Here is a 21,362-nt window from a genome sequence, read left to right as displayed (position 1 = left end):
CACAGTTGAGCGCCTTTCTTGATTACTTAGTCATAAAAAAGAATTACTTCTTACGGCAGTATTCCGCGATAACGTACATAGATTGACCGCCGTTTGCTTTACCAGAAACAAGCATAGGATCGTCGCCAATGCTGATGCCACGGATAACCGTGCCTTGCTTGATCACTTGGTTAGTGCCTTTCACTGGTAGGTCTTTGATAACCGTTACGTCGTCACCTTTTTTAAGTTCAACGCCGTTGCAATCGAATGGTTTGTCATCTGCAGACATGCCAGTCATTGCCCAGTTCATTTGCTCTTCTTCCATGTACATCATGTCTAGCGCGTCTTGCGCCCAGCTTTCTGTGTTCAAGCGAGTTAGCTGACGCCATGCAGTAACTTGAACCGCAGGAACTTGGCTCCACATGCTGTCGTTTAGACAACGCCAGTGGTTGATGTCTTTTGGTTCATCGATCTCACCAAGACACTTGTCACAAACCATGATTCCGTAATCTACTGTCACATGGCTGTGCGGGGGAACAGCGTATGCCGTTAATGGTGCATCAGCAGCACATAATTCACATTTTGATTGGCAGCGTTCTAGCATAGTTGCTTCAGAAGACATAATGGACTCACATTTTATAGGTGTTAATAACGCCGGCTATTATCCACTTTATCTGTCAAAAATAAAGCGTAATCCTAATCCAAATCGATAAATCGACGAATTCTTACTTTTCATGAGAAACTTGAACAACATGATTTGAACAATCAATGCCTTATGGTTAGTGACAATGTCACATTGTCAGCAATTCCTTTACCTATTTAGTCTAGATTGGCATAATCAGACTCGTTGTTATATCAATTTAGTAGGTTAGACATTGGAATTATTATCAATTGAGTTTTTAAGCAAACCACTTAGACTCGAAGGCTCTATGGCGGGTTGGCAGCAACTGTTTTGGAACAATCAACTCGTTTCTCAGCTTGATGCTAATGCCGACCGTGGTGAGAAATCCTACCATGAATTTACTTTACTTAATGGTGAGCAAGAGCTGGCATGTAAATTAGAAACTAATCTGATATGGCAACCATTTGTCTTAGAGTATGTTGCAACAGTTGATAGCCAAGTCATTGAGCAAGGAAGTCGCAATACTAAAGATATAGAAAAGCAAACACCGTTTACTAAGCCTGAGCCAGAAAGAAAGTTTAGCCTTATTGGTCTTTTATCGCTTGGGATGAAAGCACTTAAGAGCGCAAAGCTGATTAAAGTAGTGCTTGCGTCGGCAAGTTTAGCTGCGTATTCATGGTTGTTTTCTTTTCAATTTGCGCTGGCTTTGATTGCGTGTTTGGTCTTTCACGAATATGGCCATGTACGCGCGATGAAGTACTTCGGTATGAAGACAAAAGGCATCTATTTAGTACCATTTCTTGGTGGGCTTGCATTAAGCGACGAAAAGATAAATACGCGTTGGCAAGACGTAGTCATTTCAATCATGGGGCCGATGTTTGGTTTAATTCTGTCTGTCACCCTGCTAATTGCCTACTTGATCACTGGCGAGATGTTCTTCGCAGGGTTAGCGGTATTTAATGCATTTCTAAATCTATTCAACTTGCTACCGATATTGCCACTTGACGGCGGTCATGTATTGAAGAGCATCAGTTTCTCCATGAACAGTGTGGCAGGAATTGTCTTGTGTACCGCAGCTGCCGCTGGTGGCGTAGTGTTAAGCTACTCACTAGGACTTACGTTGTTTGGTTTCCTGCTTATCATGGGCATGCTGGAAATCGTGATTGAGTGGAGGGGAAGGCATCATAGTCACTTACTTCCGCTGGATAGATACGGTCAAGCTGTCGCTGCAGTTTGGTACATTGGGCTTGTTGCTTCATTGATTGGAATTATTTGGTTCTTTGCTTCAACTGGAGACCAATTGTTGAGCTTGCCACTGCTTATATTAGGTACATAAAGTAAAGAGAAAAGGGAGCAATGTAGCTCCCTTTTTAAATGTTTAAATACAGTTCGGACGTTGTACATTGTTATCGGGCAACGTCTGTATTTTAGCGGATAGGTCCTGAATGCGAGTTCCATGAGAAGGGTGCGTTGAGAGCAGTTCTGGCGGTTGAGCGCCGCCAGATGCCTTAGCCATGTTTTTCCATAGATCGACACTCTGGTTAGGATCAAAGCCAGACTTCGCCATCAATTCTAACCCAACAATATCCGCTTCAGATTCTTGAGTCCTACCGTAGGGCATTAAAACACCATATTGTACGCCTAATCCAAGCGCTGCCATGGTTGCTCCTCGATACTGTGCGTATTCGGAAGAACCGAGTGCTATATTGGTCAGTTGAAGTCCAGCATTAGCAATTTGAGACTGAGATAGTCGCTCATTGCTATGATCGGCAAGTACATGTGCGATCTCATGACCAATAACGGTGGCTAGCTGGTCTTGAGTGACCGCTACTTTAAGTAAGCCGGTATAGACACCAATTTTGCCGCCTGGTAACGCGAACGCATTGACTTGATCACTATCAAACACGACGACTTCCCAGCGATCAAATCCTGGTTGTTTCGGGACATGTTTAGTAATCGTATCTGTTACGCACTGAACATAAGCATTTGTTTTGGCGTCAGAGCTGATCTTGAGCTCCTTCTTCATTTGCTCGAACGATTGGGCACCTAAACTACTCATATCTGAATCTGAAAAAAGAAGCAACTGGTTACGACCTGTCGGGGAAGAAGTACACGCTGTCATTGCCATTGCGGCAGTGAGAGTGACCAATTTAAACCACGTCTGCATTGAATTCTCCGTTTCAATCGCAATATTAAACTTACTATTTAGCTATACACATCATAGCATTAGCGTACAATTCTTGGTAATCACATTCAGTAGTGGAATGCATAATGACAATCTGGAAAAAATCGATCAGTCTTGAAGCCCTTAATAAGACGTCAGAAAATACTTTGATAGATCACCTAAACATTATTTATACCGAGGTAGGTGATGATTTCATAGCGGCCACTATGCCTGTTTGTTCGTTTACTCACCAACCTCTTGGTATGTTGCACGGTGGTGCGTCTGTTGTCTTGGCCGAAACCCTCGGTTCAGTCGCTGCTAATTTTTGTGTTGCAAAAGGAAGTTACTGCGTGGGCCTCGATATTAATGCCAACCATGTACGTTCAATGAGAAGTGGCACCGTTATTGGTACAGCCAAGCCAATTCATCTAGGGGTATCCACTCAAGTGTGGCAAATCAACATTACTGATGAGCGCGAACGCTTGGTGTGTACGAGTCGGTTGACCATCGCCGTTAAACATAAAAAATCAGCGTCGTCAGACAAAGGACTATAACGATGATGATTCCTTTTAAAAGCGGAAAAATCATTGTGACTAACCACGAAGTGGTGGTAAAGCTTTCAGGTGAGCACATGGTGACGCTACAAGCGCAAACCGATGCTATCACTTTGATAGGTAGAGGGGCTAATGTTATTGCCGCCAACGGCAGCGAAACCAAGTGGTCGATAAAATTGGACAATGAACAACAAATCCAACAGATTGCTGAGCAAATCGGCAGCCAAGTCCAATAATCGTGTTTTTGTCTTGATTCGAGAATATTAAATGAGGAAACTTAGAGCTAGGTTAACTAGAATGAGATTTCCTCTTTATGAGCAGCCCAAGACTTAGAGTTCAGTTCGAAACCTTGTTTGAGCATTACAAGGGGCAAGATTGCGGTGTCCAGCTTGAAGATATCACCGAGATACTGTTTTGTACCCGTCGTAACGCTCGAATTGTCCTGAACAAAATGGAAGAAGAAGGGTGGTTGGAATGGCACCCAGCTCCCGGTCGAGGAAAGTTATCTCAGTTAATCTTTAAACGTAGCCGCGCTGATGTCAGCGAAAACCTAGCGCGCCGATACCTTGAAGAAGGGAAAATTGGCCAAGCGCTAAAAGTTTTAGATCAAGATACGGCAAAACTTGCTCAAGTGGTTGAAAGCTATCTTGGTATTGTTCATCAAGAAGGCCAGCAAGTTGTCAGGCTGCCATATTACCGACCACTTTCTACGTTAAATCCTACGTTACCGATTCGACGCTCTGAACTGCATATTGTTCAGCAGATTTTCAGTGGTTTAACTTACATCGATGACAGTGAACAACTTCAACCTGATCTGGCCCATTCATGGGAAATGCTCACCCCTCGACATTGGCGTTTTTACATTCGTCCGAGTGTTAGGTTTCACAATGGAGACTTGCTGACATCTCAAGCGGTAGTTGATAACTTATTGACACTTAGACAGAAGAAGCTGTTTTCACATATCGCAGACGTGAGTTCTCCGAGTCACTTAATCGTCGATGTGAAACTTTCACGCGATGATTATCAATTGGCGCTATTGCTTTCTGAATCTTGCGCGAAAATTATGTTGCCGCAGGAGAATAGAGCAGAGGATTATGATCTGTTCCCTGTTGGTACAGGACCTTACCGAGTCATTCAAAATGACAATAAACGCCTCGTCTTACAAGCCTTTGACGGTTACTTTGGTTTTAGGCCCTTGTTAGATCGAATTGAAGTGTGGGTGATTGATGACCTACATTCGTCGATGATTTTCCCGAGCTTATCTAAACCCCTTAAGCCTGAAGTGGCCAACTATGCCGATAGCGTAGACCTCGATCCGGGTTGCACCTATTTACTACTCAACCGGAAAAATGGACTAGCAGCGGCCAATGATTGGGCGAATTACTTCACCCAGAAGTTGGGCACATTAAATTTATTCCAGCATCTACCTCAAGAGAAAATCGTCGAACTAGGAGTACTTCCTGCACATGGGTTAAAGCCGGGTTGGTATCACCATACAAGGCATGGTTATACGTCACCACCTTCCTATCGCTCTGTCACTATTGCTTACCACGGTCAGCACCCAATGTTCCCAACGTTGGTCAAATGTATTGAAAGCTTGCTTAAGGAGGATGGATTGAGCGTTAACTTTATTAACTATGACTTGACCGTTGAAGATACTTCAGAAGTGGACATTTGGGTTAAACCGATGGGAATCACCACCAACAGGGATGATTCGCTAGCAGGGTGGCTACTCAATAATAGTGATATTGAGGCACTTAGCCGCGAAGAGGATTTTGAACATTGGACTAAAGTCGTACAAGAGTGGCAAGCAACACAAAATGCTAGTTTCCCTGCACAAGAGCTTGGAAAGTCTCTAGTAGAAAAGATGCAACTCATTCCCATGTTTCACTGTTGGTTAGGAGTGAGTAAAGATCATTGTGGTTCGCTACAAAATGCGAAATGTAATGCGCTTGGATGGTTTGATTTCAGCAAAGTTTGGGTCAAACCTGAAATTGCTGAGGCAACAAACTCGCATCAAGAGGAAGGGTAGTGGCGAAACCTAATAAGAAACAACCGTCTAAAACGGTCGAGATTTACTGCGCAAAATGTAAAACCCAGTTATTTAAGTACCGAAAAGGGGGCAAAGGGGCTCTTGTGAAATGTTTTAAGGAAAGAATTGTTTCTGATTACACCGAACAGCCCTGTATTTGCCCTCAATGTGGTGGCGAGTTTGCCCGAGAGACTTTGATTAGAGGCACTCCTGCTTACAAAATAATCGGTGGCAAAGTTACTATGAAATAGCTTCGCATTAGAACAATTCTCTAAACCATTTTATAAACTAATTGATTAGTAAGATTGTAGAAAATAGACATCACGACGCAATATTTGATCTCAATCGATATAAAACGTAAAAATCTCGTTAAGGGGTATCATAGTTTTTTAATGGTGTTAGAATAGCCGCAGTTTCTTTTCGGTTTTTCCAACTTTACTTTAGGGGTTTGTAATGGAGCTAGGTCTTATCATCACTTTCATCGTTGCAGCAGCTGTAATGGTTAAGAAAGAGATGGCAGCAGCTAAATAATCGGTCTATTCATACCATTTTTTCTATACTTTTTGATGAATATACCCAAGAAAGCTCCTAGTTTAGGGGCTTTTTTATTACCTCTAACTTACTGATAGTTATAATTTAAGTAGGTAATTAACTAAAAAAGCCAGCTTGATAGCTGGCTTTTGTTTTAAAGTTCTAAATTAGAATTGGTAATCTAGGCTCACACCCCAGTTTCGACCCGGTTGAGAGTAGCGGTCTTTGTATGATGCCGTTTTTGCTGATGAATCAACAGTGAAGTCATCGTATTGCCAGTATTTTTTATCAAACGCGTTAAATAGACCCGCGCGTAGCGTTAAGTCATTGATTGGTTGGTAGTAAGCTGTAACATCAACAACGCCGTAACCAGCTGAGTCCTCGTATTTGTAGTTCTCAGTCGGCCAGTCAGTTTTGCTTGCTACCATCTTAATTGTCGCTAAACCACCAAACTTGTGTTCATAGTTATCATAGCCAAGACCAACAACAGAGGTTAAAGGAGCAACTGAAGTTAGTTTTTCATTCTTCTTGGTGTCTTCTCCTTCAGCGTATGCAATAGAGAATGTTGTGTAAGTTCCTTCTGGTGCACCAAACAATTTGTCAATCAGTAGAGTGTTGCTAAATTCAACCCCTTTGATCTCAACTTCATCAAGGTTAACGAGCGTAAAGTGCTCTTTTCCAGGAGTTTTTTCCGGTAGAGACTGTGTAGAGATGAAATCTTTGTAGTCATTATAGAAACCTACAAGTTCAAACTTGCCGAACTCATTCTTGCCACGAAGGCCAAGTTCGTAAGATGTACTTTTCTCTGCTTTTAAGCGAGAGTTAGGTGTGAAATCAGAGCCTTTATCATATTCGTAATAAAGCTGCTCGATTGTTGGAGCTTTAAATCCTTGTCCAATCTGCGCAAATGTACTCAGTTTTTCGTTTAAGTGATAAACAGCACCAATTTTTCCTGTGAATGCATCATCTTTATTGGCTTTATGCACAGTTTCGAAACCACTATCAGTAGATGGAGTTGCCTCGAACGCATCGTAGCGTAAGCCCAGATTAACAACTAGCTTTTCATCTAGTAAGAAAATGTTGTCTTGGGCAAATAATCCCCACTGATTCATCTTCGCGTCTGGAACGTTTGTTGCTCCAGGCTTTGATGTACCATTGTCGTGGAAGTGGTCAACGTTATTCAGTGAAAAGTCGGTGTCAACGTAGTTGAGTCCATATGTAATTTCGTGAGCAGAATTTTCTAAACCAACAAGTTTGTCAAACTGAGCATCAAACTGAATCGTTTCATCTTCTGCATAACGACTGCGCGTACGCTTACCGTTGTATCCGATCATACCCATATGGTCAGTTACAACTGCATAGTTATCATTTGTGCTTTCTGTTGTCTGAAAGTTTAGATTTAAAGCCATGGTGTCAAAAGCAACGTTTTCAGCTAAAAGCTCATAGTTCACGCCGATTTTTTCTCGCTTCGTCTCGTCATTAGAACGCGAATCCGCGTAGGTAACTATGTCTCCCATCATTGGGTGGCTAGATGTATAGTTGCCACTTAGCTTATTCTCGTCAAAAGTCTGATTGTTACGTTCGTAAATCAGTCCAATTCGATTGCGTTCGTTTATCTGATAGTAAACTTTAGCAAGGATATTGTTCATGTCCATATCAGCAGGATTTGCTACTCCTCGATTTTCACCTTCAACATCTAAGCCATCACCGTAGGTTTCTGTTTCATTACCTTGAGCGTAAGTGCCAATTAAAATAGTTTCAATGTCACCTCGGCGCATAGCCCAAGTTAAAGTGTTTTTGAACTGACTATCTTTCGAAAAATACGAAGACTTAATACCAAAACGTGATTCGTCACCATCTGTCACTAAAAAGTCTTCGGGATCCTTGGTCTTTAATACAACTACACCACCTAAAGCATTAGAACCATAAAGAGTAGAGGAAGCCCCTTTATTAATTTCAATCGCTTGAAGTGTATCTATTTCGACAGTGTTAGGGTAAATCGCTTGGGTGCCACCACCAGAGTTGTAAGGAGTAACTTGCTGTACGCCATCGACAACGACTTTAACCCTATCTCCATCCATACCTCGGATGTTGAAACCTGAAATACCAAAACGTCCTTCTGTAGTCGCCTCAACACCAGGTGTGTTTAACAACACATCCTTTAAATCACTAGAGAGCGAATCATCGATATACTCATTCGAAAAAGTATCAATAGAAGCTGAAACATCTTCTTTGTTCTGTTCAGTACGAGTCGCTGAAACAACAACTTCGTCGAAGAGGGCATATTCTTCGGCATGAGCAGTTGACGCAAGGGCCAAAACAATTGAAGCTGACAGGAAAGTTTTCTTATACATTTTATAATTACCTTTGATCCATATAGGTTTTCTTTTAACGGGCAGAATTCTATTGGATCTAAATGATAATTACTATTGTTTGCATTATCGAAAATGGAAGACTTATTGCTCTATCAGTATGTTATATCGAATAAAAGTGATAAATAACAGGTAGTTAAACAATCTATTCACATTTGTAAAGGTTCAAACTTCCATTGGTAAATGTGATTCGTATCACGTTATTGGTGGTGGTTATTAATAGGGAAGATAATATTGCACAGTCCAATAACACTTGAAGCTCTTCATATACTCGATGCAATTGATAGACGTGGCAGCTTCGCTGCCGCAGCTAATGAACTCGATAGGGCCCCCTCATCCCTTAGTTATCAAATACAAAAGCTAGAACAAGATCTCGATATTATGATCTTTGATCGTTCCGGCCATAAAGCGAGCTTTACTGAGGCAGGGAAGCTGATTCTTGAACGTGGACGAGACATACTGGTCGCGACAGACAAACTTGTAAATGATGCGAGTGTCCTCGCTAATGGGTGGGAACTGGATATTACTCTCGCCTTTGACGGTATTATCCCTGTCGCCAATTTCTTCAACCTTGTTAATGATTTAAGTAATGTCAGCTCAACAAGAATTAAACTCCAAGAGGAAATACTCGCAGGCTGCTGGGAAGCGTTAAGCTCAGGGCGAGCAGATTTATTAGTTTGTCCAAGAATGGAAACGCTACCTCAAGATGTTAAAGCAGAGGTCATTGGAGAGATGGAGATGATCTGGGTTGCAGCGACCGATCACTATGTACATAAACGGAGTGGAGTTTTTGACGAGCAGGCGAGAGAAAAATATCGTGTTATTGCGATAGCAGATACAGCCCGTGAGCAACCTGCAATAAGTGTCAATATCACTCAGCGGCAGCCAAGACTAACCGTTACTAACTTTTCTGCAAAAGTAGAAGCTTTGCGCACGGGGTTGGGTATCGGTACTTTACCAAAAGAACTCGCAACCCAGTTGATTGCAAGTGGCGACTTAAAGCAAATTGCGGATACTCAATCTCAACCCATTGAGATCATCTTAGCTTGGAAGCGTAATAAAATTGGTGAAGCTAAATCTTGGTGTATTCAATACTTAATCAAACATTTTAAAGCGTCGTCTAAGATTTAAAATGTTTAGTTCAATAAAACAAAAGGGAGCTTATCGCTCCCTTTTATTTTTGAAACCTAGCCGTTTACAAGCCACCTTGTTGCTGTGCTTGCTTTACTAAAGCCTGACGTTGAGTTTCCTGTTCGTTTTCCACTTTATGTTCCTTATTGATCTCACGCTCCTCTTGCTGTGGAACGAAAACAAAGTACTTATTAATAGTCATCGAAAGAACCTCTAGTTTAGAGTTGTAACCATCCAGGTTAGACAATTCACCTAATCACCATCGTTTGATGGAGACTCCATGTTGTAGGTTTCAAAAAATAGAAGATGCTAACTAAGTTAACATCCTCCATAACAGCTTAATTATAGAAGTAGACTCAGGTATTAATAAACCCCAGTCTCATCCTTTCAGCTAATTCTTACACGTCGTAGGTAGTAGAAGCCGTGTCGCCGCCTGTACCTGTCCAGTTAGTGTGGAAGAATTCACCACGTGGACGATCTGTACGTTCGTAAGTGTGCGCACCGAAGTAGTCACGCTGAGCTTGAAGCAGGTTAGCTGGTAGACGAGCTGTTGTGTAACCGTCTAGGAAAGATAGCGCTGAAATCGTACATGGCATTGGGATGCCTGACTCTAGAGATTTCGCTGCTACTTTACGCCATGCAGCTAGGCTGCCTTGCAGGATGTTTTTGAAGTACTCGTCAGAACCAAGGAACGAGATGTCTGGGTTTGCTTCGTACGCATCACGAATGTTACCTAGGAATGCCGAGCGGATGATACAACCACCACGCCACATTAGTGCGACGTTACCGTAGTTTAGGTCCCAGCCGTTCTCGTTTGAAGCTTCACGCATTAGCATGAAACCTTGAGCGTAAGAGATGATCTTAGATGCTAGTAGCGCTTGACGAAGCGCATCAACCCACTCTTGCTTGTCACCTTCAACTGGTGTGATTGTCTTACCGAATAGAGATTCAGCTTCAACACGTTGGTCTTTTAGTGCAGATAGGCAACGAGAGAATACCGACTCAGAGATAAGCGTTAGTGGAATACCTAGGTCTAGTGCGTTGATACCAGTCCATTTACCAGTACCTTTTTGGCCTGCTGTATCTAGGATCTTCTCAACTAGAGGTTCACCGTTTTCATCTTTGTAGCCAAGGATGTCAGCAGTGATTTCTACAAGGTAACTGTCTAGCTCAGTCTTGTTCCAATCAGCGAATACGGCTTGCATTTCGTCAGCAGACAAACCAAGACCGTCTTTCATGAACTGGTAAGCTTCAGTGATAAGCTGCATGTCACCGTATTCGATGCCGTTGTGTACCATCTTAACGAAATGACCAGCACCGTCGTTACCAACCCAATCACAACAAGGCTCACCAGCGTCAGTTTTTGCAGAGATACCTTGGAAGATAGGCTTAACCGCTTCCCAAGCTTCAGCTGCGCCACCTGGCATGATCGAAGGACCAAAACGTGCACCTTCTTCACCACCAGATACACCAGTACCGATGAAGTGGATACCTTTCTCACGGCAGTGTGCAACGCGGCGGTTTGTGTCAGGATAGTTAGTGTTACCACCATCAATGATGATGTCACCTTCATCTAGAAGTGGGATTAGGTTGTCAATAAACGTATCAACAACTGCGCCAGCACGTACCATGAGCATTACTTTACGTGGCGCTTCTAGCTTCTCAACTAACTCTTCTAGAGAGTATGCGCCAACGATGTTAGTGCCTTTCGCAGGGCCTTCAAGGAATTCGTCTACTTTCGCAGCAGTACGGTTGTGAGCAACAACTTTGAAGCCGTTGTCGTTCATGTTTAGGATAAGGTTTTGACCCATTACCGCTAGGCCAATTACACCGATATCACCTTTCATTATTTCTCTCCAATTTTCCTATTTGGACGCTCGCACTAAGCGATTTTTGCTGCTGCGTCTGAATCTAAGTACCATTCCGTTACACCAGTCCTAGACTGGATTTTTGCTGCTGGGTAAGGCAGCTCATTTGCCGGAGTGGTATGAATTTCGTTCACGATATCGACTTTACCTGCACCAAGTACAAGGTAGCTGATACGTTTTGCTGCTTCTAATACCTTAGCGGTTTTAGATACACGAATTTGACCTGATTCAGGATGAGAAGCCAACACAGATAAGTTCTCATCTTGATAATCTGTTTGGCCTGGGAATAGCGAAGCCGTGTGACCGTCTGCGCCAACACCAAGAAGTATCCAATCGAAGATAGGTGTGCCATTTTTAGTCGGGATGACTTGATCCATCTCTTTTGCAAAGCGCTCGGCTTCAACCTTTGGCTCATCTTCACCACGAATACGGTGAATGTTCTCTGCTGGCAGGTTTACTTGGCTGAACAGTAGTGCATTCGCTTCACCGTAGTTGCTTTCAGCATCATCAGGTGCCACACAGCGCTCGTCACCCCACCAGAAGTGTAGGTTGTTCCACTGAATGCCTTCAGCATAAGGTGCCTGCGCTAAAAGTTTAAACAGCATCTTTGGTGTACTGCCGCCAGACAGTGAAATGTGTACAGGGCGGTCAAGCTCACTGAGCGCATTCATATCATTAGCTAGGCTTTCTACAACTTGGTCAGCTGTTTGAAAAATCTTGTGATTAATCATAATTCGCAGTAATCCGTATCTGTTAAGTTTTTACATGGGAATCGCCATGCACGGTCGTTACGTTGTAACAAATCGTCAGACTCTTTTGGTCCCCACGTACCACAAGCGTATCCAAATAGGGCTTGTGGATCTTGTTTGAAGTCTAAAATTGGTTGAACGTATTTCCAACACGCTTCAACGGCATCGCTACGAGCAAACAAAGTCGCATCGCCGTTTAGTGCATCAAGAAGTAGGCGTTCATACGCTGTCAGCATTTGCGTTTCTTGTAGAGACGCGTAGTGGAAGTTCATTTTTACTTCTTTTGCCACAAATCCTGCGCCAGGTTCTTTTAGGCCAAAGCTCATCTGAATCCCTTCGTCTGGCTGAATGCGGATAATTAGTTTGTTTTCCGGAGCATTCTGGCCAAATACTGGGTGAGGTGTTTGCTTAAAGTGGATGACCACTTCAGTGACACGTGTCGGTAGGCGTTTACCTGTGCGTACGTAGAAAGGCACGCCATTCCAACGCCAGTTGTTGATGTAAGCTTTCAATCCAACATAAGTTTCAGTACGCGAATCTTCAGCGACTCCCGGCTCGTCACGGTAACTTGGTAGAAACTCACCACGTACGTCAGACTCGGTATATTGACCAAGCACGAGGTTATTGCGTAGGTCGTCTTCTCCAAGTGGTTTCAAACATTGCAGTACTTTAACCACTTCGTCGCGCATTGAGTCTGCATTGATCTGCGCTGGCGGTTCCATACCAACCATAGCTAACACTTGCAGTAGGTGGTTTTGGAACATGTCACGAACCGCGCCTGAGCCGTCGTAATATCCGCCACGTTCTTCAACACCCAAGAATTCAGCACCAGTGATTTCTACATAATCAATAAAGTTGCGGTTCCAAAGAGGTTCGAACATCGCATTAGAGAAGCGGAATACAAGAAGGTTTTGTACCGTCTCTTTACCCAAATAGTGGTCAATGCGATAGATTTGATGCTCTTGGAAATGCTCATGAATCTCTTTATCTAGCTTTTGAGCAGATTCAAGGTCATAACCAAATGGCTTTTCAATAATCAGGCGTTTCCAACCATCTTCTTCGCTGTTTAGTCCATGAGCGGCAAGGCTTGCTGGAATAACGCTGTACAAACTAGGAGGAGTCGCGAGATAGAATAGAGTGTTTCGTTGATCAAACCCGTATTGCTCAGAAAGTTGATCAAGACGCGTCGAAAGCTTGCTGTAGTCAGCGGTGTCAGATGTATTAATTGCCTGATAATGCAAATGATTAATGAAAGCATCGAGAGTTGCTGGTTCAGTCTTCTCCATTTCCTGTAGTGAACGTTTCAACTTTTCGCGATAGGAGTCATCACTGTATTCAGTTCGGCTTACGCCTAAGATAGCGAAGTTTTTTGGTAACTGTTTATTTGAGTAAAGGTGATACAAAGCAGGAATCAACTTGCGGTAGGTCAAGTCACCCGAAGCACCAAAAATAACGATGCTGCTGTTTTCTGGTATTACCATCATCTTTCCCTTAGAAACGAGGTAGTTAGCAAGTGCCTAAGCTGTTAGCACTATAGTTTGCCAACGGTATCAACGACACCTCAAATTATAAAATAGGTCTTGCCTATTGTATTGATAGGCAAAGCCAAAAATTCATGCCATTTGTTATTTAGATTGCAACTGTTTTTACTAAAAATTCAGTGCGATTGTTGCAGACGGCAGCGTATTGTCTATGAGTATTTGACATACATCAACCTTTGAGAGAGCAATCGATTAAATAATGACTCATTATTGCGTTAACTCATTGAAATCGTTGTGATGGCGTTGAGTCTTCCGTATATTTAAAAATAGAGTAAATAAACTAATTTCGATATAACTGGTAGGATCAGAATAGAGATTTAAGGAAGGACCTTACTCGTCTTATATGTGCGTCTCGATCAATCGGACTAATTTGCGATGCATCTAAAAATTGTTTGGCGTATTTTTGGTCAATTTCTTGTTCCAAAAATATCAAATAGAGTTTGGGATCAATATGACCTGTCGTTGCCATGTCCGTCATGATATCAATTGAATCTGATAACGATTTTGCCTTTTTATAGGGCCTATCACTCGATGTAAGGGCCTCAAACACATCCGCGATAGCCATGACCCGTGCAGGAAGAGAAAGCTGTTCTTCAAACAATCCTTTCGGGTAGCCTCGACCATCGATACGTTCATGATGCCCCCCGGCAATTTCTGGGACATTTTTCAGGTGTTCTGGGTAGGGCAACCGTTTAAGCATCATGATGGTTTGAATAATGTGATCGTTAATGATGAACCTCTCTTCATCAGTCAATGTCCCACGCTCAATAGACAGGTTGTATAGTTCTCCACGATTGTATTTTAAATTGCCAGGAGTCAATACGAACTCTTCTTGCCAGAAGTCTTGTGGTCTACCTGAAGCATCCCACTGAATTTGATGGACAGTTTTATCTAAAAGTAAGTTTTCTTCTACAGGCAGTTTTTCACTGGTTGAAGAACGCTCTTTCTCAATCCATGAAACGCCAACTTGATCATCTAACGTACGAGTCCATTTATACTGGCTAATTCGATTAAGCCGCTCTAAGTCCTCTTTGCTCATTGATTCGCCTCCAATGTTACACTTACCCACAAATGTAAAATCTTCATCAAGTTGCTCGTGCCTTGCATTGAGAGTTTGTTGGAGGCTTTTTTCGTCTTGACCTTGGTTCAATCCTTTCCAGTAGTCTATCTCTGCTTGTGATTTTAGCAGTTCAAATCGCATTCTTACTTCGTGGATACGATCATAAATCGTCTCAAGTTTCGTTGCTTTATCAATCACATACTCTGGGGTTGTGACCTTTCCGCAATCATGTAACCACGCAGCTAGATGGAGTTCTTCCCATTGTTCTTTAGACATGCTAAACAGTGGGAAATGTACCTCATCTTCGGCAGCGGCTTTGATTATCATTTTGGTCAGTTCAGGAACACGTTGACAATGGCTACCTGTATAGGGCGACTTGGTGTCTATAGCAGAGGCAATAAGCTCGACAAAAGCGTTGAGCATCTCTTTTTGTTGTTCAATGCGATCTATGTTCTCTTTGGCTATTTCTGCAAAACTTAGTAACTCTTTGAGAAAAGCATGCTTATCAGCTTGCTCTTGAGTAATAACGCGCTCGTAGCCAAGTAACAAGATTCCCACTAACTGGTTTTCGCGATTGTGAAGTGGGAAGAAGTAAATATCTGAGTTATAGAGAGAATCTTTGAAGTTTGCAATAGCGGTGTCGTCGCGGTTGAGGTGGACGATCTCTCCATTCATTAATTCGGTTGCGACCCATGCAGTAGACGCGATCAAGTCATTGATATTGATTTTAAATGGAATAATAGCGTGGTTGGCGGCAGCAGAATAACAACTTTCTTTTTCGTCTTTGATGTAAAGCACGATGGTTTCTGCTCTAGTTACCAAAAAACTCTGGTGAGCGATGGTCTTTGCTAATACAGAAAAATCGGAGTTGCTTGCAGTATCTCTTAAAAGTCGTAACAGATCGTAGAGAGTGTGTTCCATCAACTCTATAGATTCTGTCAAATTGGCTACTTCTTTGATGACACTTTTTGAGTAACGTGTTTTTTTAAAATCAAAGCGAGCAATGTTGTCTGTTTGACGCATTAGTGCATGAAGGGGGTTGGCGAGTTTCTGCGAAACCAACCAAACAATGATAAAACTCATAAATAGCATTGCCAAGGCGACGTGAATTTGCTTATCGCGCATCGATAACAAGGAAGCAAGCAAGTCATTTTGCGGGGTTGCTTCTGCGAGTAGTAAGCGCGTTTGTTTGTTTAAAGCGACTGGTGTTAGCGTTACCGACCATTTTTGATTATTCGCTTCAACGGTTTCGTAAATTATTTGACTAGAGATCCTATTGAGCACGCCTTGAAAAACAGAGCTCCTTAAAGAATCTAAGTTCAAGTCTTCTTGAGCGTTATGGGCGACGTTGTGGTGGGCCAACACTCGAAATTGGCTATCAAATAGAACAAGTTTCGTATTCTCTGAATACCCCATTTGGCCAATCTGTTCTGAAAGTGATGTTAAGGTAAAATCTGCTCCGACGACCTTTGTCCCATCGGGTGATTTGCGTGACAATGTCACGCCGTTGGTTTTAAGAAAGTAAAAAAAATATGGCTCAGTCAGCCTGATTTCTCCATCTTTGTCTGCATTGATATACCAAGGCCTAGTTCTTGGATCAAATTCGTTATCCATTGTTTTTCTGTGGCCCAAACTTCGGTAGGCTCCGTCGAGAAAATAGAACTCATTATGGCCAGAAACTCGAGTTGTATTTATCATCAATGCTGCCTTACTCGGTGCATCAAAACGCTCACGGTCTGCATTAGTTCTTAGTGCTCTTAGCAAAGTAAAATCACCCGCTTCATTGGCGTAGTAAAGAGCAACTACTCCCGGATTACGTTGGAAAATAGTTTGCAGCGATGTCAAAAATCGAATGTGCTTTATTGGAGACTTATGATCGTCGATCGCGCGACTCATCGACATAAAATCGAGAGTGGTAAGTATAGGACCCGCTTTTACTTGAAACGTTGACTCTAGCTTTCGACTGTTTTCGCGGCTTAACTCTTTTGCGCTACCGGTTAACAACTCCTGAGCATGGCGATAACTAATTCCGATCAGTACTGAACCTACTAATGTAGTCAGCACAAGAAATAGTGTAGTGATATGGATGCTTAAGGAGTATCGACGTTTTCTCATATCTCAACCAATGAAATAGCCCTTACTAAGTATTGAACAATCTCAGAATCCTGCAAAAAAACTTATTAATAATAGTGGTATGGCTGTTACTACAGTGACAATTGAAACACATCCTGATCTGTTGCTGCTTTAAGTCTCAGATAGGGGAGTACTACTTATGTATAGTGGAATTTCGAGCAACAAACTTGATTGGCTGATAACATAAGGCCATCGCACTCAATCCACGTTGAATTATGAATTTAGTTGTTGACACTCATACCCATACCTACGCAAGCGGTCATGCGTACAGTACTTTGATCGAAAACGCTCGTTTGGCAAAAGCCAGTGGCCTAGAAATGTTTTGCACCACAGACCATGCGGAGTCAATGCCTGGTGCACCTCATTACTGGTTTTTTTCAAACCAGCGTGTACTTCCTAGGTTCATTGAAGGTGTTGCAGTAGTCCGAGGTGTTGAAGCTAATATTCTTAATACAGCTGGAGATATTGATGTCCATCCGACCTCGTACAAAAGCTTGGATTGGGTTATTGCTAGTTTCCACGAACCTGTGTTTCGACCAAGTGATACCGACTCTCACACACTTGCGCTAATCAATGTGATTAAAGGTGGTAATGTTGATGCACTTGGTCACCTTGGTAACCCAAACTTTGATTTCGATTATGAGCAAGTATTGGTATCTGCTAAAGAACACAACGTTGCTATAGAACTCAACAACACAACATTAAAAGGGAATAGTCGAGTAGGGAGTGTTGAGCGTTGTGAAGAAATTGCAAGATTGGGTAAAGAGATCGGTGTTTTCTTTACCACTGGCAGTGACGCACACTTTTGCCAAGACGTTGGAAACTTAACCAAGGTTTCTGAGCTATTAGTCAAAGTTGGCGTCAGGCCAGACAAAGTGATTACTCATAGTGTGAAGCAGTTTTTATCCTTCTTAGCACTAAGAGAGCATACCCCAATAACTGAATACCAATATTTATAAGTTGAAACATATTTCACTTCTAGTGTACTGAACAATTTCAGTACACTCTCCATTCCTCTTCTAAAAAAAAGAATATAGACAATGAGAAAGTTAATCCCTGTTCTAGCCCTAGTCATGTCTGCTCAAACATTCGCAAGTGATTTTGATCTGAAAGCTACCATGAAGCAAATGAAAGTTGAGTTTAAAAATGCTGCTGAAGCGACAGAAGTGAGTGGCATGAAGTCTGCTGTAAGCAACCTATCTGAACTTGTAGAACGATCAAAACGTGGTGATTACCCACCAGAAAAGTTTGATATCTATTTTGAAGGATTCAGTAAGCTTTCCGTTGCACTCGACTCTGTTGAAGAAAAGCTAGAGTCTGGTGACATCAAAGGAGCCAAGGCCGAGCTGAAAAATGTCGATAATCTACGCGTTGAATACCACGATAAACGCAACCCAAGCATTTGGAGCAAATTGTTCGGTTAATACATCCGCAATAATCGCTTGTATAAACTTAATACCATGATCTTTGTTAGGTTTTTTAATGTAATTTACTGAGGTTGTTAGCAAAAGGTTATATATTTACCCTCAATTAATTGAGGGTAACTATGATACGGACATCAAACTTCAAGCGAACTATGCTCATCGCAAGTGCCCTAAGTTGGGTGCTTGTGACTCTGATGCCTGTAATCAATGCTCATGGTGCCAGTGCTGGCGTTTGGGCGACACTTTGTACTATCAATGGCTTTGAGTTAGTCCAAGTCGAAGAGGGAAAGGTTGAAACTCAGCATAGTAAGCCTTGTCCATTTAGTCACTTCTCAACTTTTCATCAGGATACGCTTCCAACACCTACACATCCAAGAAGATCGACGATAGCGAACATTGAGTCGTATGCTTTTTTGGCTCTAAGTGAACGATTTCAGCTCGCTATCCCCCGAGCGCCACCTGCATTACCTTTCTAAAACTTCATATAAATCAAATAACAAAGGCTAGATAAGCCACTTAGTAAAGTAAAGCTCAGCACTAACGACTCGACTATGTTTCGAGATTTCTGCTGCGCGCTCAAAAAAGGAAATTGTAATGTTGGGTAGTCAATCTCAGACTCAACCTAAGGGCTCACTACGTCCATCTCAAAGTGACGGCTCAAACAAGGTTAAAGCAAAAGCACGTTATTTTCTCACATGGCGTTGGCACTTTTATGCAGGTCTTTTCGTTATCCCATTTATGCTCATGTTAAGTCTTACTGGGCTTGTGATGCTATTTGATGACGAAATTGAACAAGCAAGATACAGTGAAATCATCACAGTTGCTCCGCAGGCGCAAACTCTACCACCTTCTATTCAACTGCATTCGGTCAAGGAAAAGTATCCCGACTCACAAATCACCCAGTTTGTAGCGTCTGAATCAAGTACAAAAGCGAATAGATTTAATGTCAGACATGAAGATGGTAAGTCCGTCTTAGTGACGGTCAATCCTTACTCCGGCGAAGTTCTAGGCGAAATCGATCGCAGTGACAGTTGGTATCAACTTGCTAATGATATCCATGGAACATTGCTGATTGGTAAATCGGGAGATTACTTGATTGAAGTGTCTGCGAGTTTAGGCATTCTGCTGTTGGTCAGCGGCATTTATCTTTGGTTACCAAAAGATAACGCAACTAAGGCTGGTTTTCTCAAAGTACGTATGCGTAGTGGGTCGCGTGTTCTAATGCGAGATCTCCACGCCAACTTAGGGGGAACACTTTCGATCGTTTTACTGCTATTTCTGCTTTCCGGTCTTGCATGGGCAGGGGTATGGGGCGCCAAAATGGTCCAAGGTTGGAATACATTCCCTACCTATTACACGTGGGGGGAGAAACCGGAATCTTCTTTAATTCACGCAGACTTAAACCACGGTAGCGAGGAAGAAATGCCTTGGAACTTAGAACTGACTGCAGTGCCTGAATCGCAAGGGCATCATGGGGGGCACCACGAGCATCATTCTGCTCAACCTTTCGATACATCGCAGAGCGTAGGAATCGATGACATCATAAGTAAAGCGACATCACTCGGCTTCAGCCAATTTAAAGTCTACTTACCCCAATCTGAGACTGGCGTTTATACTGTATCTGCTAACTCAATGGCGGGAGATGTTACTGACCCAAGAAAAGATAGGACCACTCACTTTGACCAATACACTGGAGAAGTGCTCGTTGATGTTACTTGGGATGACTACAATGTTGTCGCCAAGCTGATGGCTGCTGGGGTTTCACTTCACCAAGGTGATTTAAGCATTGTAAATAAGCTGCTGAATGTCTTTTTCTGTTTAGCGTTTATCGTTATTTCAGTTACCGGGGCTGTGATGTGGTGGGTACGTCGCCCGTCTAATCAGAATAAGTTGGGTGTACCAGCCCGTTTCGAACAAGACGGTATTTGGAAGGTTGGCGCCGCAACCATAATATTGGTGAGTGTTCTTTTCCCTTTGGCTGGTGTGACCATCATTAGCGTATTAATCCTAGATACGTTGCTCGTTAAAAGAAGTCCAAAATTGAAAGCCTATTTGTCATAAACAACAAGCCCCAAAATCGGGGCTTGTTTTTATTTTGCGCTCAGTTGTTGTGTCATGTAATCAATAAATCCACGCAATCGCGCTGGCATGTATTTGTTTTGTGGGTATTGCATGGCGATTGCGCCATGGTAGTTACTTTTTATCGTCCAATCAGCGAGTACAGGAATCACTTCGTTGTTTTCAATTGCCTGTGAGACAACAAAGTCATGAAAAATGCCAATACCTAGCGCATTTTTAACGCCCGTCAATCGCATCTGTGAATGGTTGACCGCGTAACGACCTGAGACTCCCACTGAGTGATACTCGTCTTCTTTAAAGAAATCCCATATATGATCGCTGTCTGTTTCTGCGAGATAGAGGCAATCGTGTTCAGACAGTTCCGTTGGGTGTTTAGGCATACCACGTTTGGCAATGTAGTCGGGGCTGGCACAAAGGACTAAGTTGGTTTTGCTGACTTCTTTAAGTACCAAGTTCTCGTCAGGTTTATCCGTCAGTTTAAACGCGACATCAATACCATCACGGATTAGATCGATTTCACCATCTGCTGCGCGCAATTTTAGCTGTATTTCAGGGTACTTTTGCAAAAAAGGCATCACATGGGGCTGTAATACGGAGTTTAAAAATGCTTCTGGCGCTGCAACTGTTAGCGCTCCAGACATATCTTGATGGTCTGTCGTTGAGAGTTCTACTGCTCGCTTTGCTGCATCAACCATCACTAAAGCCTGGTCATATACCTGTTGACCGGAGTGGGTGATAATCAGCTTACGCGTAGTACGCTCAAACAGTTTTACCGAAAGGGATGCCTCTAGTCGCGTAACCAATTTGCTTAGTGCAGAAGGGGTCACATCGAGAATCTTAGCTGCAGCTGTAAAACTGCCTTCATCAACGATAAGAATAAAACTCGCTAAATCGGGAAGTAGGGCAATCAGCCTAGTGTTCTTCATTTCTGTCGCTTCAAATAACCATTTACCGCTATTTTAACGCTTATAAATGTGACCGTCATCATTAAAAGGCTCTATTTGTGCCTTGGGTTCAATAATGTTTTTCCAACTAACGGGATAATGAAAAACACGTGCTTGAATTACACTTACTACATCAGATTTTGGCTCTAGCAATCAGCTAGAACCCCACAATAAGCAAT

Annotated in this window: 19 protein-coding genes; 10 read left to right on the top strand and 9 right to left on the bottom strand. The window is 42.6% G+C overall.

All coding sequences use genetic code 11. From position 1 onward, the window contains the following. Window positions 1–43 precede the first annotated feature (43 nt). Window positions 44–601: a PhnA domain-containing protein gene (locus APB76_RS02560; protein ID WP_054962858.1), complete on the bottom strand. Its 558-nt coding sequence runs from the start codon at window positions 599–601 to the stop codon at window positions 44–46. A gap of 253 nt (window positions 602–854) precedes the next feature. On the opposite strand from APB76_RS02560, the gene APB76_RS02555 reads away from it, so the two are divergent. Continuing rightward, a complete protein-coding gene (locus APB76_RS02555; RefSeq protein WP_054962859.1) occupies window positions 855–1,937 on the top strand; it encodes a site-2 protease family protein in 1,083 nt (360 codons plus the stop codon). A gap of 42 nt (window positions 1,938–1,979) precedes the next feature. Here the strand turns inward: APB76_RS02555 and APB76_RS02550 are convergent, their stop codons facing one another. Next, entirely contained in the window at window positions 1,980–2,768 is a 789-nt protein-coding gene (locus APB76_RS02550; protein ID WP_054962860.1) for a M48 family metallopeptidase, read from the bottom strand. 104 nt (window positions 2,769–2,872) lie between these two features. On the opposite strand from APB76_RS02550, the gene APB76_RS02545 reads away from it, so the two are divergent. From APB76_RS02545 to APB76_RS02530, 4 genes are all read left to right on the top strand, one after another. Beyond that, window positions 2,873–3,319 carry a hotdog fold thioesterase gene (locus APB76_RS02545; RefSeq protein ID WP_054962861.1) on the top strand — a complete coding sequence of 149 codons (447 nt, stop codon included), beginning with the start codon at window positions 2,873–2,875 and terminating at the stop codon, window positions 3,317–3,319. Between the two features lie 2 nt (window positions 3,320–3,321). Then, window positions 3,322–3,555, top strand: a complete 234-nt coding sequence (locus APB76_RS02540; RefSeq protein WP_054962862.1) for a DUF3389 family protein — start codon at window positions 3,322–3,324, stop codon at window positions 3,553–3,555. 77 nt (window positions 3,556–3,632) lie between these two features. Then, on the top strand, window positions 3,633–5,351 hold the full coding sequence (locus tag APB76_RS02535; RefSeq protein ID WP_054962863.1) for an SgrR family transcriptional regulator: 1,719 nt from the start codon (window positions 3,633–3,635) through the stop codon (window positions 5,349–5,351). Beyond that, window positions 5,351–5,602: a hypothetical protein gene (locus APB76_RS02530; protein ID WP_054962864.1), complete on the top strand. Its 252-nt coding sequence runs from the start codon at window positions 5,351–5,353 to the stop codon at window positions 5,600–5,602. The genes APB76_RS02535 and APB76_RS02530 overlap by 1 nt, the downstream gene beginning before the upstream one ends. Before the next feature lie 447 nt (window positions 5,603–6,049). Here the strand turns inward: APB76_RS02530 and APB76_RS02525 are convergent, their stop codons facing one another. Continuing rightward, window positions 6,050–8,236, bottom strand: coding sequence for a TonB-dependent hemoglobin/transferrin/lactoferrin family receptor (locus tag APB76_RS02525; RefSeq protein WP_054962865.1), 2,187 nt, complete (start codon window positions 8,234–8,236; stop codon window positions 6,050–6,052). 252 nt (window positions 8,237–8,488) lie between these two features. On the opposite strand from APB76_RS02525, the gene APB76_RS02520 reads away from it, so the two are divergent. Then, window positions 8,489–9,385 (top strand): LysR family transcriptional regulator, encoded by an 897-nt coding sequence (locus tag APB76_RS02520; RefSeq protein ID WP_054962866.1) that lies wholly within the window; start codon window positions 8,489–8,491, stop codon window positions 9,383–9,385. 64 nt (window positions 9,386–9,449) lie between these two features. Here the strand turns inward: APB76_RS02520 and APB76_RS23065 are convergent, their stop codons facing one another. From APB76_RS23065 to APB76_RS02495, 5 genes are all read right to left on the bottom strand, one after another. Further along, complete coding sequence (locus tag APB76_RS23065) at window positions 9,450–9,587, bottom strand: hypothetical protein (RefSeq protein WP_167350310.1); 138 nt, start codon at window positions 9,585–9,587, stop codon at window positions 9,450–9,452. Window positions 9,588–9,783: 196 nt separating this feature from the next. Next, window positions 9,784–11,232: a decarboxylating NADP(+)-dependent phosphogluconate dehydrogenase gene (gene gnd / locus APB76_RS02510; RefSeq protein ID WP_054962868.1), complete on the bottom strand. Its 1,449-nt coding sequence runs from the start codon at window positions 11,230–11,232 to the stop codon at window positions 9,784–9,786. A gap of 35 nt (window positions 11,233–11,267) precedes the next feature. Further along, window positions 11,268–11,984 (bottom strand): 6-phosphogluconolactonase, encoded by a 717-nt coding sequence (gene pgl / locus APB76_RS02505; RefSeq protein WP_054962869.1) that lies wholly within the window; start codon window positions 11,982–11,984, stop codon window positions 11,268–11,270. Beyond that, window positions 11,981–13,483, bottom strand: a complete 1,503-nt coding sequence (gene zwf, locus APB76_RS02500) for a glucose-6-phosphate dehydrogenase (protein ID WP_054962870.1) — start codon at window positions 13,481–13,483, stop codon at window positions 11,981–11,983. Before zwf ends, pgl begins: the two co-directional genes overlap by 4 nt. A gap of 364 nt (window positions 13,484–13,847) precedes the next feature. Further along, window positions 13,848–16,718, bottom strand: a complete 2,871-nt coding sequence (locus APB76_RS02495; RefSeq protein WP_049846197.1) for an HD domain-containing phosphohydrolase — start codon at window positions 16,716–16,718, stop codon at window positions 13,848–13,850. A gap of 233 nt (window positions 16,719–16,951) precedes the next feature. On the opposite strand from APB76_RS02495, the gene APB76_RS02490 reads away from it, so the two are divergent. The 4 genes from APB76_RS02490 (at window position 16,952) to APB76_RS02475 (ending at window position 20,221) form a co-directional block, all read left to right on the top strand. Continuing rightward, a complete protein-coding gene (locus APB76_RS02490) occupies window positions 16,952–17,695 on the top strand; it encodes a phosphatase (RefSeq protein ID WP_054962871.1) in 744 nt (247 codons plus the stop codon). A gap of 81 nt (window positions 17,696–17,776) precedes the next feature. Beyond that, the gene (locus APB76_RS02485; protein ID WP_054962872.1) at window positions 17,777–18,160 is read left to right on the top strand and encodes a cytochrome b562; all 384 of its coding nucleotides are present in this window, start codon (window positions 17,777–17,779) and stop codon (window positions 18,158–18,160) included. 122 nt (window positions 18,161–18,282) lie between these two features. Continuing rightward, a complete protein-coding gene (locus APB76_RS02480; protein WP_054962873.1) occupies window positions 18,283–18,636 on the top strand; it encodes a hypothetical protein in 354 nt (117 codons plus the stop codon). Between the two features lie 118 nt (window positions 18,637–18,754). Further along, window positions 18,755–20,221: a PepSY-associated TM helix domain-containing protein gene (locus APB76_RS02475; RefSeq protein ID WP_054962874.1), complete on the top strand. Its 1,467-nt coding sequence runs from the start codon at window positions 18,755–18,757 to the stop codon at window positions 20,219–20,221. A gap of 29 nt (window positions 20,222–20,250) precedes the next feature. Here the strand turns inward: APB76_RS02475 and APB76_RS02470 are convergent, their stop codons facing one another. Continuing rightward, window positions 20,251–21,165: a LysR family transcriptional regulator gene (locus APB76_RS02470; RefSeq protein WP_054962875.1), complete on the bottom strand. Its 915-nt coding sequence runs from the start codon at window positions 21,163–21,165 to the stop codon at window positions 20,251–20,253. Window positions 21,166–21,362 lie beyond the last annotated feature (197 nt).

Origin of the sequence: Vibrio bivalvicida, from assembly GCF_001399455.2 — a bacterium.
Taxonomy (GTDB): Bacteria; Pseudomonadota; Gammaproteobacteria; order Enterobacterales; family Vibrionaceae; genus Vibrio; species Vibrio bivalvicida.
This window is presented reverse-complemented; position numbering and strand designations above follow the sequence as displayed.

What these genes read in the sequence shown, in the direction of transcription:
- pgl (WP_054962869.1), bottom strand. Translation starts at nt 11,984, where the DNA reads ATGATTAATCACAAGATTTTTCAAACAGCTGACCAAGTTGTAGAAAGC.
- APB76_RS02540 (WP_054962862.1), top strand. Translation starts at nt 3,322, where the DNA reads ATGATGATTCCTTTTAAAAGCGGAAAAATCATTGTGACTAACCACGAA.
- APB76_RS02475 (WP_054962874.1), top strand. Translation starts at nt 18,755, where the DNA reads ATGTTGGGTAGTCAATCTCAGACTCAACCTAAGGGCTCACTACGTCCA.
- APB76_RS02495 (WP_049846197.1), bottom strand. Translation starts at nt 16,718, where the DNA reads ATGAGAAAACGTCGATACTCCTTAAGCATCCATATCACTACACTATTT.
- APB76_RS02470 (WP_054962875.1), bottom strand. Translation starts at nt 21,165, where the DNA reads ATGAAGAACACTAGGCTGATTGCCCTACTTCCCGATTTAGCGAGTTTT.
- APB76_RS02550 (WP_054962860.1), bottom strand. Translation starts at nt 2,768, where the DNA reads ATGCAGACGTGGTTTAAATTGGTCACTCTCACTGCCGCAATGGCAATG.
- gnd (WP_054962868.1), bottom strand. Translation starts at nt 11,232, where the DNA reads ATGAAAGGTGATATCGGTGTAATTGGCCTAGCGGTAATGGGTCAAAAC.
- APB76_RS02560 (WP_054962858.1), bottom strand. Translation starts at nt 601, where the DNA reads ATGTCTTCTGAAGCAACTATGCTAGAACGCTGCCAATCAAAATGTGAA.
- APB76_RS02525 (WP_054962865.1), bottom strand. Translation starts at nt 8,236, where the DNA reads ATGTATAAGAAAACTTTCCTGTCAGCTTCAATTGTTTTGGCCCTTGCG.
- APB76_RS02490 (WP_054962871.1), top strand. Translation starts at nt 16,952, where the DNA reads ATGAATTTAGTTGTTGACACTCATACCCATACCTACGCAAGCGGTCAT.
- APB76_RS02545 (WP_054962861.1), top strand. Translation starts at nt 2,873, where the DNA reads ATGACAATCTGGAAAAAATCGATCAGTCTTGAAGCCCTTAATAAGACG.
- APB76_RS02535 (WP_054962863.1), top strand. Translation starts at nt 3,633, where the DNA reads ATGAGCAGCCCAAGACTTAGAGTTCAGTTCGAAACCTTGTTTGAGCAT.
- APB76_RS02480 (WP_054962873.1), top strand. Translation starts at nt 18,283, where the DNA reads ATGATACGGACATCAAACTTCAAGCGAACTATGCTCATCGCAAGTGCC.
- APB76_RS23065 (WP_167350310.1), bottom strand. Translation starts at nt 9,587, where the DNA reads ATGACTATTAATAAGTACTTTGTTTTCGTTCCACAGCAAGAGGAGCGT.
- APB76_RS02485 (WP_054962872.1), top strand. Translation starts at nt 17,777, where the DNA reads ATGAGAAAGTTAATCCCTGTTCTAGCCCTAGTCATGTCTGCTCAAACA.
- zwf (WP_054962870.1), bottom strand. Translation starts at nt 13,483, where the DNA reads ATGGTAATACCAGAAAACAGCAGCATCGTTATTTTTGGTGCTTCGGGT.